We start from the raw sequence: 14164 nt of genomic DNA, 5'->3' as shown, positions 1-14164 counted from the left end.
TGACCGCGGGCGCTGAAACCATGCTGCGCCTCGTTGCAACAAACACTACAAGAACACGCTGCAAGCCGTTGATTCGGGTAGGTTTGTACGGTCGTGCACTTACATTTCCGCTACCCTCGCACCCTGTATGAGCACGCTTGTCGTCCAAATCCCCTCCCGCCAAAGGCTGCAGGCCCGCGACCCGGGCCAGGCTGCGCCTGAAACCGGCCTCGGCACCGAGTACGCCTATGCCCTCAGCCCCGATGGCCTGAGCCTGGCTTCGCAAGGCCGATGCGCCGTCGCCTTGTTGCCCAAGGCCGCCGGTGCGGTGGCGGTGTTGGCAGATGCCGACCTGAGCTGGCACCGCATCACCCTGCCCAAGGCCCCAGCGTCGCGCCTGCCGGCGGCGCTGATCGGCGTGCTCGAAGAAGCCCTGCTCGAAGAGGCCGCCGGGGTGCACATCGCCGTGGCGCCCGGCGCCACCGCCGGGCAGCCCACCTGGGTGGCTGTGGCCGACCGCAACTGGCTCACCGGAGAACTCGCGGTGCTCGAAAAGGCCAACGTCTTCATCGACCGTGTGGTGCCGATGTCGTGGCCCGACGAGCCGCCCACCGGCCACTTCGCCGAGCTGGGTGACGCCTCGCAAGGCGCCACGCTGACCTGGGCGCACCTCGACGGCGTGGCCCAGATCAGCCTGCAAGGCACCCTGGCGCGCTCGCTCTTGCCCACCCCCTTGCCCGAAGGCGCGCGCTGGAGCGCCACACCGGCCACCGCCGCCGCGGCCGAACGCTGGCTCGGCGTGCCCGTCACGGTGATGGATTGGCCGCAACGCGCGCTGCAAGCCTCGCGCTCATTGTGGAACCTGCGCCAGTTCACGCTCGCCCGCAAGAACCGCGGCACACGCGCCTTGCGTGATGTATGGCGGCAGTTCCTCAACCCGGCCTGGAAGCCTATGCGCTATGGCCTGATCACCCTGGTGGCGGTGCAGGTCATTGGCCTGAACCTGTGGGCCGCCCACCAACGCAACGCGGTGGAAGGCAAGCGCCAGGCGATGGTGAAGCTGCTGCAAACCGCTCACCCTCAGGTGCGTGCGGTGCTCGACGCGCCGCTGCAAATGCAACGCGAAACCGACAGCCTGCGCGCCATTGCCGGCAAGCCGGGCGAGACCGACCTCGAGCCCATGTTGCAAGCCGCCGCCAGCGCCTGGCCCGCAGACCGCCCGCCGGTAGACGGCCTGCGTTACGAGCCCGGCAAGCTGTCGCTCTCGGCCCCCGGCTGGGACCCGGCGCAGATCGAACAATTCAGCAGCCAGCTGCGCCCCAGCGGCTGGCAGGTCGAGGCGAGAGACGGCAGCATGACGCTCAGCCGCCTGGCGCCCAATGCCCGTGGCACCGGAGGGCGTGGCCTGTGAAGAACCCAAGCGTGAAACTGCCCGCCCCGATGACGGCGCTGCGCACCGAGGCGCTGACGCGCTGGGGTGCTCTGCCAGCGCGCGAGCGGCTGGGCGTCACCCTCGCGGCCACGGTGATCGGCATTGCCGTTCTCTGGATGATCGCCGTCGCGCCGGCCTTGCGCACCCTGCGCGAAACACCGGCCCAGATCGACGCACTCGACTTGCAACTGCAGTCGATGCAACGCCTCGCCATCGAAGCGCGCGAGCTGCGCGGCGCAGCACCGGTGCCCGCCATGCAGGCGGCCGCCGCCCTCAAATCGGCCACCGATCGCTTGGGCGACAAGGGCCGCATCACGGTGCAGGGCGACCGCGCCACGCTCACGCTGACGGGCGTCACCGGCGCAGCCCTGCGCAGCTGGCTCACCGAAGCCCGCAGCGGCGCCCGCGCCCGCCCTACCGAAGCGCAGCTCACACGCGGCCCTCAGGGTTATGCCGGCACGATCATCGTGACGATCGGAGGCGCCCAGTGATGGCCCGCAAACCCGCACGCCGCGGCCTCAAGCGGCGGTTTGCATCGAGCGCCGTGCCCACCCAGTGGCAGGAGTCGTCTTTCGCCGAGCTGGCCTGGGAGCAGTCGCGCAGCGCCGCTTCACGCTGGGCCATGGGCGGCGTCGTACTCGGTTTGTTGATCGGCCTGGTCGCCTTTGCGCCGGCCACCTGGCTGGCCAGCGCCGTCTCCAGCGCCACCGGCCAGCGTGTGCAGCTGGCCGATGCGCGCGGCAGCGTCTGGTCGGGCAGCGCGGTGGCGGTGCTGACCGGCGGCCCCGACAGCCGCGACGCCAGCGCCCTGCCCGGCCGCCTCGAGTGGTCGCTCGGCCTGAATGGCCTGGGCTTCGAGCTGCGCTCACGCCACGCCTGCTGCCTCAACGGTGCGGTGAGCCTGTTGGTCAAGCCGGGCCTGGGCCGCGTGTCGGTCACGCTCGCGCCCAAGCCCGACTGGGTGGGCCAGTGGCCGGGTGCGTTTCTCGGTGGCCTGGGCACGCCCTGGAACACCTTGCAGCTGGGCGGCTCGCTGCGGCTGCAGTCATCGGGGCTCAAGCTCGAATGGGTGCAGGGCCGCTGGCTGGTCGAAGGCCAGGCCGATCTCGACATGCTGCAGGCCTCGTCACGCGTTTCCACACTCGAGCCGCTGGGCAGCTACCGTTTCAGTGTGATCGGCGCCGCCGGCACCCCGACCCAGCTGCGCCTGACCACGCTCGACGGCGCATTGAAACTCTCGGGCGAAGGCACGGCCGGCGCCAACGGCGTACGCTTCCGCGGTGAAGCCCGTGCGGCCACCGAGGCCGATGAGGCCGCACTGAACAACCTGCTCAACATCATCGGACGGCGCAACGGTGCCGTGTCAGTCATTTCGATCGGATAAGAAGCATGAACAAGCGCTCAACAAGAAAACGCCGGGCCGCCCCAAGTTTTCTGCTCCCCCTCGGGGGGCGGACGACGCAAAGCGTCGGCCTGGGGGTCAACGTTGTTCGACCGCCACGGCGCCCTCTCGCCGCAGCGCTTGCCGCCGTGATGTTGTGCACCTCGCTGCTGCCGGCGCCCATGGCCTACGCGCAGCAGAGGGACACCCGCTTCAAGGGCGAGCCCGTCACGCTGAACTTCGTCAACGCCGAGATCGAAGGTGTGTCACGCGCCATGGGCGCCATCTTGAAGCAGCAGTTCGTGGTCGACCCGCGCGTCAAGGGCACCATCACCCTCTTCAGCGAAGAACCGCTGTCGCCGCGCGAGGCGTACCTCAACTTCCTGGCTGCACTGCGCGGCCTGGGCTTCACGGTGGTGGAGTCGGGTGGCTTGTTCAAGGTGGTGCCCGAAGCCGACGCCAAGCTGCAATCGAGCACGGTTTCGGTGGGTGCAGTAACACGCCAGGGCGACCAGGTGTTGACGCAGATCTTCAAGCTGAGCCACGAAAACGCCAACAACCTGGTGCCCGTGTTGCGCCCGTTGATCAGCCCCAACAACACCATCAACGCCAACCCCGGCAACAACACACTGGTCATCACCGACTACGCCGACAACCTGGCGCGCATCGGCAAGATCATCGCGGCGATGGACACACCGAGCGGCGGCGATGTGGAGATCATCCCGCTCAAGTACGCGGTGGCCACGGATCTCGCCACCATGGTGCAGCGCCTGAGCGACGGAGGCTCGTCCGTGCCGGGCGCTCCCGGCATCGGCGCCACCTCGTCGATCCTGGTCGACTCGCGGAGCAACGCTTTGATCGTGCGCGCCTCGACACCGGCCCGCATGGCCAGCATCAAGGCCATCGTCGAAAAACTCGACAGGCCGACCCAGGGCGACAACCCCATGGGCAACATTTATGTGGTGTACCTGAAGAACGCCGACGCGGCCAAGCTGGCCACGGTGCTGCGTGCTGCTTACGGCGCAGGCGGGTCGTCGTCTGGCGGTGGTGGCGCCGCGAGCAGCGGTGGTGGGCTGTCTCCGCAATCAAGCGCCGCCCCTGGAGGCGCTTCACCGGGTGGCACCAGTGCGGCGGCGGCCGCGCCGGTGAGCGCTTCGGCATCGCCCTCGACCGGCGGCATGATCCAGGCCGACCCGGCGACCAACTCGCTCATCAGCACCGCGCCCGAGCCGGTGTACCGCCAGCTGCGCGCCGTGATCGAGCAGCTCGACTCGCGCCGCGCGCAGGTCTACATCGAAAGCATGATCGTTGAGGTCAAGGGCGACGACGCGGCGCAGTTCGGCTTCCAGTGGCAAGGCCTGCTCGGCAAAGACGGTGACAAGAACGGCATCGTCGGTGGCACCAACTTCGGCACCACCGGCAACCTGGTCACGATTGACGCCAAAGGTGTGACAGCCGGTCTCAACCAGGGCCTGAACATCGGTGTCATCCGCCAGTTTGCGAACGGCGTCTACGGCCTGGCGGCCATTGCCAACATGCTGCAGAACCGCACCAACACCAACATCGTCTCTACGCCAAACCTGATCACGCTCGACAACGAAGAAGCCAAGATCATCGTCGGCAGCAACGTGCCCTTCATCACTGGCCAGTTCACCAACACCGGCGGCGCCACCACCAGCCCGTTCCAGACGGTGGAGCGCAAGGACGTCGGCATCACGCTGCGAATCAAGCCGCAGGTGGGCGAAAACGGCGCGGTGCGCATGACCATCTTCCAGGAGTCGTCAAGCGTTTCCGACAAGGTGGCACCCGGCACCAGCAACGCCGGCCCGTCCACCGACAAGCGCTCGATCGAGTCCACCGTGGTGGTCGACGACGGCCAGATCATCGTGCTGGGGGGCCTGATCGAAGACAAGTTCACCGAGACACGCAGCAAGGTGCCGCTGTTGGGCGACATACCCTTCCTGGGCGCGCTGTTTCGCAGCCAGGAGCGCAAGAAGGAACGCACCAACATGATGGTGTTCCTGCGCCCCATGGTCATGCGCGACGCCACCACGTCGAACAAGCTCTCGATGGACCGTTATGACCTGATGCGCAGTACGCAGCAGGGTGCGCAGCCCGAACGCAGTTTCATTACGCCGATCAACGAGTCGCCGGTGTTGGCGCCGCTGCCCACCGTCACGGAGACCGACAAGCCGCTGAGGGCACAACCGCCCGCCCCTCCCGCGAGTGGCGCGACCCCGATCCCTTTGAAGAACTGACCCATGGGCGCACGCCACCCCCTGCCCTACGCCTACGCCAAGGCGCACAATCTGCTGCTCGAAGACGACGGCGAGCGGCTGGTGCTGTGGGCGCCCGAGACCGTGTCGCTGCCGGCGCTGAGCGAAGTGCTGCGGCTGTACCAGATCGACTCGCTGGAGCGCGAATCGGCGTCCACCCTCGGCAACCGCATCGCAGTGGCCTATGCGGGTGGCGAGTCGAGCGCGGCCACGGTGATCGGTGAAGTCGAAAGCAAGGTCGACCTGAGTCGCATGATGCAAGACCTGCCAGCGGTCGAAGACCTGCTGGAAGCGGCCAACGACGCGCCCATCATCCGCATGCTCAACGCCCTGCTGACGCAGGCGGCGAAAGACGGCGCGAGCGACATCCACATCGAGCCCTACGAACGTTCGAGCTCGGTGCGCTTTCGCGTCGACGGCACCTTGCGCGAAGTGGTGCAGCCCAACAAGGCGCTGCACGCCGCGCTGATCTCGCGCTTGAAGATCATGGCCGAGCTCGACATCTCGGAAAAACGCTTGCCGCAAGACGGCCGCATCTCGCTGCGCATCGGCGAGCGGGCGGTTGACGTGCGGGTGTCCACCCTCGCCTCGTCACACGGCGAACGCGCGGTGTTGCGCTTGCTCGACAAGGGCGAATCGAAGTTCACGCTCGAAGCCCTGGGCATGGGCGGCGACACGCTGAAAAACTTCGACAAGCTGGTGCAGCAGCCGCACGGCATCGTGCTGGTGACCGGCCCCACCGGCTCGGGCAAGACCACCACGCTGTATGCCTCGCTCGGCCGCATCGACACCGCCAGCACCAACGTGCTCACGGTCGAAGACCCGGTGGAATACGAGCTGGGCGGCATCGGCCAGACACAGGTCAACCCGAAGATCGACCTCACGTTCGCGAAAGCCTTGCGCGCCATCCTGCGGCAAGACCCCGACGTGATCATGATCGGTGAAATCCGCGATTACGAAACCGCGCAGATCGCGGTGCAGGCCTCGCTCACCGGCCACTTGGTGCTGGCCACCGTGCACACCAACGACGCGCCGAGCACCGTCACCCGCATGATCGACATGGGCATCGAGCCCTTCCTGCTGAGCTCGAGCCTGCTGGGTGTGCTCGCGCAGCGCCTGGTGCGCAAGCTGTGCCCGCATTGCAAGAAACAAGATGCGCGCGGCCGCTGGCACCCCGTGGGCTGCGGCGAATGCGGCCAGAGCGGCTACAAGGGCCGCACCGGTGTGTACGAGCTGATGGTGGTCGACGACAAGGTGCGTGGCCTGATCCACGCACGCGCTTCCGAGTCGCAGATCTTCGTGGCTGCCGAAGCCAACGGCATGCGGCCGATGCGTGAAGACGGCGAGCGCCTGGTGGCCGAGGGCATCACATCGCCTGAAGAAGTCATGCGCGTGACGAGAGAGTAGACATCAGTGCCTGCCTACAAGTTCGAAGCCCTCAACGCCGCCGGCAAGACCACCACCGGCCTGCTCGAAGCCGAAAACCTGAAGGCCGCTCGCACGCAACTGCGTGCGCAGCAACTGGTGCCGCTCGACGTGACACAAGTCGCTTCAGCGGGTACGCAAGCCAAGGGCGGCTTGCGCATGACGCGCCGCGTTTTCAACTCGACGGGCTTGACGGTCTGGACACGTCAACTCGCCGGCCTGGTCGGCTCGGGCCTGCCGCTGGAGCGGGCCCTCACCGCCCTCAGCGAAGAAGCCGAAGACCAGCGCCAGCGCGAGCTGGTGGCGCACCTGCGCAGCGAGGTCAACGCCGGCTCGCCGTTTGCCCGCGCGCTGGGCAGCGCACCGCGCGAGTTTGACGACGTGTACCGCGCCGTGGTGGCCGCCGGTGAACAGAGCGGCGCACTCGGCACCGTGCTCGAACGCCTGGCCGACGACCTGGAAGAGCGCCAGGCGCTGCAATCGAAACTGATCGGTGCCACGCTCTACCCGGCCATCGTGTCGCTGATCGCAGTGGTGATCGTGATCTTTCTCGTCACCTACGTGGTGCCGCAAGTAGCCTCGGTGTTCACCAACTCCAAGCGTGCCTTGCCCGGCCTCACGGTGGCCATGCTGGCCATCAGCGCCTTCGTGCGCAACTACGGCTGGCTGATGCTGCTGGCCTTGATCGGCGCGGGTGTGGGGTTGAAGCTGATGCTGCGCAACGAAGTGTTCCGCGAGCAATTCGACGCCAGCTTTCTGACGCTGCCTCTGATCGGCAAACTTGCACGCGGCTACAACGCGGCGCGCTTTTCCGGCACGCTGGCGATGCTGGCCGGGGCCGGCGTGCCGATCCTGAAAGCCTTGCAGGCGGCGGCCGAAACCCTCTCCAACCGTGCCATGCGCGCCGACGCGATGGACGCGCTGGTGCAGGTGCGCGAAGGTGCGCCGCTGGCGTCCGCACTCGCGGGCAAGAAGCGCTTTCCGGGCCTGTTGTCGATGTTTGCCCGCCTGGGTGAACAAACGGGCCAGCTGCCGCAAATGCTCGACCGCGCGGCGCGCCAGACCAGCCGTGAAGTGCAGCGCCGCGCCATGGCGATGGCGACCATCCTGGAGCCGCTGCTCATCGTCGCCATGGGCGGCATCGTGATGTTGATCGTGCTGGCGGTGCTCCTGCCCATCATCCAGCTCAACACCTGGGTGAAATAACACACGACTTCCGCCACCGCGCACGGAACTGGCATGCCCCATGCATGTGTCCAAGTGACAAAGTAGCTGGCAATTCGGGTTGTTATCGATGGCTACGCTAGGGCTTGGTTTGCTTCAATGAACCGAGGGCTTGCGTTTTCTGGAGGTCACATGAGCGCATCCAAGGGTTTGGTCACCATGTCTTCGGGCACACAACGCGGCGGCATTCCGATTGCTCGCATGCGCAGCCTCTATCGGGTTGACGAGGTCGGGCGCAAGCTCGACAAGCTCCCTGAAAAAGAGCACGAAGGCCTGCGCTCCACCTACGAGCGCATGCTGGAAAAGGGCCCCGAGCGCTTCCAGGTCAAGCCCTCCGGCCTGCCGGCCATGGATCACCTCTACGACGACCTGCCCAACTTCGCCGAGGTGCTCGACGACATCAAGCGCCAGATCGCACTCTGTGAAGACAGCCGCGACGCGCTCGAGATCACCCCCCTGCTGCTGCTTGGCCCACCCGGCGTCGGCAAGACCCATTTCGCACGCGAGCTTTCCATGCTGCTCGGCACCGGCATGGGCTTCATCTCGATGAGTTCGATGACCGCCGGCTGGGTGCTCTCGGGCGCCTCCAGCCAATGGAAAGGCGCGCGCCCCGGCAAGGTGTTCGAAACCCTGGTCGACGGCCAATACGCCAACCCGGTGATGGTGGTCGACGAGATCGACAAGGCCGGAGGCGAACACGCCTACGACCCGCTCGGTGCCCTCTACAGCCTGCTCGAGCACGACACCGCCGGCAGCTTCACCGACGAATTCGCCGAGGTGCCGATCGACGCGAGCCAGGTGATCTGGGTCGCCACCGCCAACGACGGCCGCAGTATCCCCGAGCCCATCCTCAACCGCATGAACGTCTACGAGGTGGCCGCCCCCGACCGCGACGCCGCACGCCACATCGCCGCCAAGCTCTACCGCAGCATCCGCAGCGACCACGACTGGGGCAGCCGCTTCGCCCCCGAGCCGGGGCACGACGTACTCGACTGCATGGCCGAGATGGCACCGCGCGACATGCGCCGCGCCTGGATGACGGCCTTCGGCAACGCCAAACTCGCGCGCCGCGACCGTGTGGAGCCCTGCGACCTGCCCGAGGCCGGGTTCAAGAAGTCGAGCATCGGCTTCGTGCAGTGAGGCTGCTCGCCGCACCGCGCGGCGAGCACCACCGAACAGAAGCTTGCGAGCCCCGCGCGCCCTTTCACCGCGAACCTAGGGGTACCCGTGCACAGGTAAATGCCTTCGCTGGCGATAAGCTACCGGCAACCCCGGAGGCCGCCACCATGTCCCTGCGCCCACGCTCCCTGCTGCGAATCACCCCGCTGGCTCTCGCGCTGATCTGTCTGGCAGCCAACGCCCAGACCGCAGGCAAACCGCCAAGCGCCGACTGCCCCAACCCGCAACGCGACGACTGCCCCGCTGACAAAGCCAGCGACGAACAAGACCGCCCCGTACGCAACAACGACCCCGGTTCGCCCCAGGTCGCCGCCGACGCGCCCGTGCCCGCCGCGGGCGGCCCGGGCGGCCCCATACCGACGCTGCGCTTCGAGCGCGGGCCCTTGAAGGTGCGCAGCCATGGCTTCAGCCTGGCGGTGGATCACGCCCTGTCGCCGCAGTGGGTGGTCGGCGTGCTGGGCAATGTGGCCAAGGGGCGCATCGAGCGCAGCCAGACCGAGTTTTCGACCGTCCCGGGGGACCCCACCCAGACCTTGCGCAGCGACACCACGGTCGACACACGCAGCACCTCATTGGCTGCATCTCTCAGCTACTTCACTCGCGATGCCATCGCCATCGACGGCGCGCTCTCGTTCACGCGCACCCAGCTGGAAACGCGGCGCGTGACCGACGAGCCCAATGAGTTCAGCGGCGACAACGTCAACCGAAGCGTGGGCCTGTGGCTGAGCGCCAGTCGCATCTGGCGCTTCGGCCCACGATCGGTGGTGCCGCAGCTCGGGCTGGAATACACCGACACCCGCACCGATGCACTGGACGCCAGGCTGAGCAACCCACCCGGCCCCGGCTTTCGCATCGACGAAAAGCAGCAGCGCACGCTGGCCACCTTGCTCAGCGTGCAGTTGCAGCAGCCGGTGAGCATGAGCTTCGGCACTTTGACGCCCTATGGCCGCGTCAGCTGGCGCCAGCGGGTGTGGAAAAACGCCGACCCGGTGACCTCTCAAAACTCAAACGGGCTGACGCGTGAGCTCGACCCCGATGCCACCGAAAGCCGCAGCTCCTTCGGCCTGGCCGCAGGGGTGATCGCGCAGTTCACACGCGGCATCGCCACCTTCGCCGACGTGTCATTCCGGCGTGGCAGCAACGACCTGCGCGAAACGCGCCTGGGCCTGGGCCTTCGGTTCGAGATCTGAACGTGCCAACGCCTGCGACTGTCATCAAGCGCTGGAGCGCCCTCGGCGTGCTGCTGCTCAGCGCCTGTGCGAGCACGGTTTCCACACCCCCGCCCAACCTGAGCGAAGAGCAGCTGATGATCGTGGACTGCCTGCTGCAAGGGCAGGTGCGCCAGCTGGGCAACATTGCCACGTCGCTCTCGGCGCGGCGGCCGCAGAAGCTGCCGGCTTACGAATGTGCGCAAGCTGGCGGCGAATTTGCGCTGGCCACCCGCGACCCGGCGCGCGCGCTCGCCATCTGGCTGCCGTTCGCACAACAAGGCAATGCCGAAGCGCAAACCCAGGTCGGCGAGATGTACGAGCGCGGCATCGGCACGGTGCCCGACCACGCCACCGCCGCCTCGTGGTATGTCAAGGCCAGCCAGCAGGGCGACAGCCGCGCGCTGATCAACCTCGCTTCGCTGCACGAGCGCGGCCTGGGCGTAAAACGCGACCCGCTGCTGGCCGCACGTCTCTTTCGCCAGGCCAGTGGGCAGGCCGGTGCGCCGGGGCGCATCACCATCGACCTGATCGAGCCGGTGATCGTGGTGCCCATGCCGGGGCAAGACGGCGCCGCGCCCACGGTGCCGCTGGGGGGCCAGGGCGAACGGCGCGAGCTGCGCGGCAAGGTCAGCTCCGAGGCGGGCGTGCGCCAACTCATGTTCAACAACAAGCCGCTGACCGTAGACGCGCAGGGCCTGTTCCGCGCCGAGCTCGACCTGTCTCGAGGCAGCTCGGATGTGCGCCTCGCTGCCACCGACCGGCAAGGCACGCAGACCTTGCTCAACTTCCGTGCGGTGCCGGCCACCGGTGCACCCAGCGCGCTCAAGATCAACCACGGCCTGCCCAACACCCGCTACCACGCGCTCATCATCGCCAACCAGAGCTACCGCCACTGGCCGCAGCTGAAGAACCCGATCAACGATGCGCAAGACATGAAGCGCATGCTGGAGCAACGCTACGACTTCCAGGTGACCACGCTGTTCGACGCCACGCGGCGCGACATGTACGCCGCCTTCAACGCACTGCGCGCTCGCCTGAAGCCCGAAGACAACCTGCTCGTCTTCTACGCTGGCCATGGTGACGTGGATGAAAACAACCAGCGCGGCTACTGGGTGCCGGTCGACGGCGAGCGCGAGAACCGCAGCAACTGGATGTCGGTGGTCGACGTCACCGACCAGATCAACGCACTGGGTGTGCGCCAGGTGCTGGTGATCGCCGACTCGTGCTACTCGGGCACCATGGCACGTACGGCGCTGCCGGTGGCCGACGCCGACCTGGTGGGCGAGCGCCACTGGGACGCGCTGCGCGCCATCTCGCAGCTGCGCGCTCGTGTGGCACTCACCTCAGGCGGGTTGGAGCCGGTGGTCGACGGCGGTGCCGGTCGCAACTCGCTCTTTGCCAGCAGCCTGCTCGACGTGCTCGCTGCGGTGAACGAGCCGATCGAGACACGCCGGCTGTTCGACACCCTCGCCGCACGCTTCAGCCTGCGCGCCATGCGCTTGAAAGTGCAGCAAACACCGCAGTACGCGCCGATCCGTTTTGCGGGGCATGAAGCGGGCGACTTCATCTTCGTGCCCAAGCGCTGACCTCCAACTCACGCGGCAGGCAACCAACGAAACACGCAGGCCGCGCCGCTGAAACACCGTTGAATCAGACGGGCGCGATGCTGAGGGCTTCAGATTTCAGGAGCCCATTGATGACCCCCGTCCAGATCGGACATGTGCGCCGCAGCTTCGCACTTGTCGAACCCATCGCACCGCAAGCCGCCGCCCTCTTCTACGACAACCTCTTCACTGCCGACCCCACGCTGCGCCAGCTCTTCCAGGGCAACATGGCACAACAAGGCACCCGCTTGATGACGATGATCGGCGCCGCGGTCGATCTGCTCGAAGACCCCGACACGCTCGTGCCGGTGCTGCGCAAGCTGGGCGCGCGGCATGTGAACTACGGCGTGCAAGACCGGCACTACGCGACCGTCGGCGCCGCATTGCTCAAGACACTGAAACAAGGCCTGGGCCATGCCTACACCGATGAAGTGCACGCCGCCTGGGTGGCGCTGTACCACGTGGTCAGCGAGACCATGATGGGCGCGGCGCGGGGTGCCGCGTCGTCGTCTGCCAAAGCCGCGTGAGTGGGAAGCTCAGGCCAGCAGCTGCGCCACGGCCGCCAACAGGTCGGCCTTGGTGAAGGGCTTGTCGAGCCCCACACAACGTGCCTCGCGCAAGAACTCGCGTGCGCCGGGCGACAAGGTGTCGCCAGTCACAAACAGCATGCGCCGCGCCAACAGCGGGTGCGCTCGCTCGACCTCGCGCCACAGGGTGGCGCCGTCCATGTCGGGCATGTGCAGGTCGGAGACGATGGCGTCGAAGCGTGCCGTCTCCAGCAGCGCCATGGCGACTGCGCCTGATTCGGCGGAGGCCACTTCGTAGCCCGCACCTTCGAGCATGTCGCGCATCAGTTCGGCGATCTCGGGCTCGTCGTCAACCACCAGCAGGCGCGACTGCAACACGTCGGCCTCTTGCAGCGGCACCGGGGCCGACTCTTGCACCGGCTCGCCGCTGATCGGCAGGTTGAGCCGGAAGGTGGCGCCGCCCTTTTGCGAGGTGGGCTCGAGCGTCAGGTCGCCGCCATGGTCACGCGCCAATGAGCGCGACACGGCCAGGCCGAGGCCGGTGCCAATGCCTTCGGGCTTGGTGGTGAAGAAGGGCTCGAAAAGTTTGTCGCGCAACTCGGGTGGCACGCCCGGGCCGTTGTCGGACACCCGCAGCCACACACGTGGCTCGCGCGTTTCGCGCCGCGCCTCGACGCCGGTTTCGATGTGCACACGCCGCTCGCCTTCGATGCCACCCAGGGCCTGTTGCGCATTGACCAGCAGGTTGAGCACGATCTGGCCGATCTGGTCGCCGTCGGCTTTCACGCTGGGCAGGCCATCGGTCAGGTGCAAACGCATCTCGACACCATGGCTGCGGTAGCTGTAGCTCAGCATCTCGGCCGCAGCGCGGGTGAGGTCGTTGAGCGACACACTTTCACGCGTGGCGGGTTTGCTGCGCGCCATGTTGAGGAAGGTGCGAACGATGCGCCCGCAGCGCTCAGCAGCTTCGCGGATGCGTTGCACGTCGGCGCGCAGGTTCGGGTCGTCGCACTTTTCTTCGAGCAGGCTGGCGCGGCCCATCACGATGGCCAGCGGGTTGTTCAACTCGTGTGCCACACCGGCCAGCAGGCTGCCCATGGCGGTGAGCTTTTCGCTCTGGCGAAGCGCGTCGCGCTGACGCTCGATCTGCTGCGCCGCGTTGAAGCGCTCGGTCACGTCGACCAGCGACGCGGTGTAGTAGCCGGTGCCGCCCACGTTCGTGCGCCACAACACCATCTCGATGGGGAACTCGGTGCCATCGGCGCGCAGCGCGTGCAGCTCCATGCGCTTGCCGATCACGCGGCCCTCGCCGCCGGACTCCATGCGGCGTATTCCGGCTTCGTGTGGCGCGCGGTAGCGCTCGGGCATGATGACTTCGCTCACCGAACGGCCCATCACGTCAGCGCGCACACGGCCGAACATGGCCTCCGCAGCGGGGTTGAATTCGACGATGCAGCCATGGCCATCGGTGGAGATGAGCGCCGCCAGGGCGTGGTCGACGATGGCCGCCTTGAGTGCTTCGCTGGCCTGCAGCTGACCCGTCTGTTCCACCAGCTGCTCTTCGCGCAGCTTGAGCTCGGTGTGGTCGCGGCCAAACACCACGATGCCTTGCACCTCGGCCCCGGCCGGCGCAAAGGGCACCATGGTTTCTTGCAGGAAACGGCGACCGCGGGTGGGGTACTCCACCCAGCCTTGCCAGCGCAGCGTGTCGCCGCTGAACAAGCGCTCGGCCCAGGGCAGGTAACCCGAGTACACCGCCTCCCCCAACACCTGCGAGAGGTGCTGGCCGATCACCTGCTCGGCCGGGCGGCCGTAAAACTCCAGCGCCTCGCGGTTGGCGTAGATGAAGCAGTGGTCACGCCCCACCACCGCCACGCGGGCGGTGATGTTGTCGAGCAGCGCGCTCATCAGCTCGGGGGCGAGCGG

The 14164-nt window shown here is 67.2% G+C and carries 11 protein-coding genes; 10 read left to right on the top strand and 1 reads right to left on the bottom strand.

The genetic code is table 11. The annotated features are described in order from the left end of the window. Window positions 1-127: 127 nt before the first annotated feature. From gspL to RMO40_RS00245, 10 genes are all read left to right on the top strand, one after another. Window positions 128-1390, top strand: coding sequence for a type II secretion system protein GspL (gspL, locus tag RMO40_RS00290; protein ID WP_309714818.1), 1263 nt, complete (start codon window positions 128-130; stop codon window positions 1388-1390). A gap of 11 nt (window positions 1391-1401) precedes the next feature. Continuing rightward, the gene (locus RMO40_RS00285; protein ID WP_309714816.1) at window positions 1402-1902 is read left to right on the top strand and encodes a type II secretion system protein GspM; all 501 of its coding nucleotides are present in this window, start codon (window positions 1402-1404) and stop codon (window positions 1900-1902) included. Next, window positions 1902-2795, top strand: a complete 894-nt coding sequence (gene gspN, locus RMO40_RS00280) for a type II secretion system protein N (RefSeq protein ID WP_309714814.1) — start codon at window positions 1902-1904, stop codon at window positions 2793-2795. Before RMO40_RS00285 ends, gspN begins: the two co-directional genes overlap by 1 nt. 149 nt (window positions 2796-2944) lie before the next feature. Then, complete coding sequence (gspD, locus tag RMO40_RS00275) at window positions 2945-5050, top strand: type II secretion system secretin GspD (protein ID WP_309714820.1); 2106 nt, start codon at window positions 2945-2947, stop codon at window positions 5048-5050. 3 nt (window positions 5051-5053) lie between these two features. After that, window positions 5054-6475, top strand: a complete 1422-nt coding sequence (gspE, locus tag RMO40_RS00270; protein ID WP_309714811.1) for a type II secretion system ATPase GspE — start codon at window positions 5054-5056, stop codon at window positions 6473-6475. Between the two features lie 6 nt (window positions 6476-6481). Further along, complete coding sequence (gene gspF / locus RMO40_RS00265) at window positions 6482-7699, top strand: type II secretion system inner membrane protein GspF (RefSeq protein ID WP_309714809.1); 1218 nt, start codon at window positions 6482-6484, stop codon at window positions 7697-7699. Between the two features lie 150 nt (window positions 7700-7849). Beyond that, a complete protein-coding gene (locus tag RMO40_RS00260; protein WP_309714807.1) occupies window positions 7850-8857 on the top strand; it encodes an AAA family ATPase in 1008 nt (335 codons plus the stop codon). A gap of 146 nt (window positions 8858-9003) precedes the next feature. Then, a complete protein-coding gene (locus tag RMO40_RS00255) occupies window positions 9004-10086 on the top strand; it encodes an autotransporter domain-containing protein (RefSeq protein ID WP_309714805.1) in 1083 nt (360 codons plus the stop codon). Window positions 10087-10088: 2 nt separating this feature from the next. After that, window positions 10089-11693, top strand: a complete 1605-nt coding sequence (locus RMO40_RS00250) for a caspase family protein (protein ID WP_309714803.1) — start codon at window positions 10089-10091, stop codon at window positions 11691-11693. Between the two features lie 110 nt (window positions 11694-11803). Continuing rightward, window positions 11804-12238: a globin domain-containing protein gene (locus RMO40_RS00245; RefSeq protein WP_309714801.1), complete on the top strand. Its 435-nt coding sequence runs from the start codon at window positions 11804-11806 to the stop codon at window positions 12236-12238. 9 nt (window positions 12239-12247) lie between these two features. On the opposite strand, the gene RMO40_RS00240 is transcribed toward RMO40_RS00245, so the two are convergent. Beyond that, window positions 12248-14164: PAS domain S-box protein (locus tag RMO40_RS00240; protein WP_309714799.1), on the bottom strand; the 1917-nt coding region annotated here is incomplete at its 5' end.

It is taken from the genome of Rhizobacter sp., assembly GCF_031412075.1.
Taxonomy (GTDB): domain Bacteria; phylum Pseudomonadota; class Gammaproteobacteria; order Burkholderiales; family Burkholderiaceae_C; genus Rhizobacter.
Note: the sequence above shows the minus strand (reverse complement) of the source record. Positions and strands in the feature narration are given on the sequence as shown.

Coding starts and splice junctions, on each gene's coding strand:
- RMO40_RS00260 (WP_309714807.1), top strand. CDS start 7,850: ATGAGCGCATCCAAGGGTTTGGTCACCATGTCTTCGGGCACACAACGC.
- gspD (WP_309714820.1), top strand. CDS start 2,945: ATGTTGTGCACCTCGCTGCTGCCGGCGCCCATGGCCTACGCGCAGCAG.
- gspN (WP_309714814.1), top strand. CDS start 1,902: ATGGCCCGCAAACCCGCACGCCGCGGCCTCAAGCGGCGGTTTGCATCG.
- RMO40_RS00255 (WP_309714805.1), top strand. CDS start 9,004: ATGTCCCTGCGCCCACGCTCCCTGCTGCGAATCACCCCGCTGGCTCTC.
- gspE (WP_309714811.1), top strand. CDS start 5,054: ATGGGCGCACGCCACCCCCTGCCCTACGCCTACGCCAAGGCGCACAAT.
- RMO40_RS00245 (WP_309714801.1), top strand. CDS start 11,804: ATGACCCCCGTCCAGATCGGACATGTGCGCCGCAGCTTCGCACTTGTC.
- gspL (WP_309714818.1), top strand. CDS start 128: ATGAGCACGCTTGTCGTCCAAATCCCCTCCCGCCAAAGGCTGCAGGCC.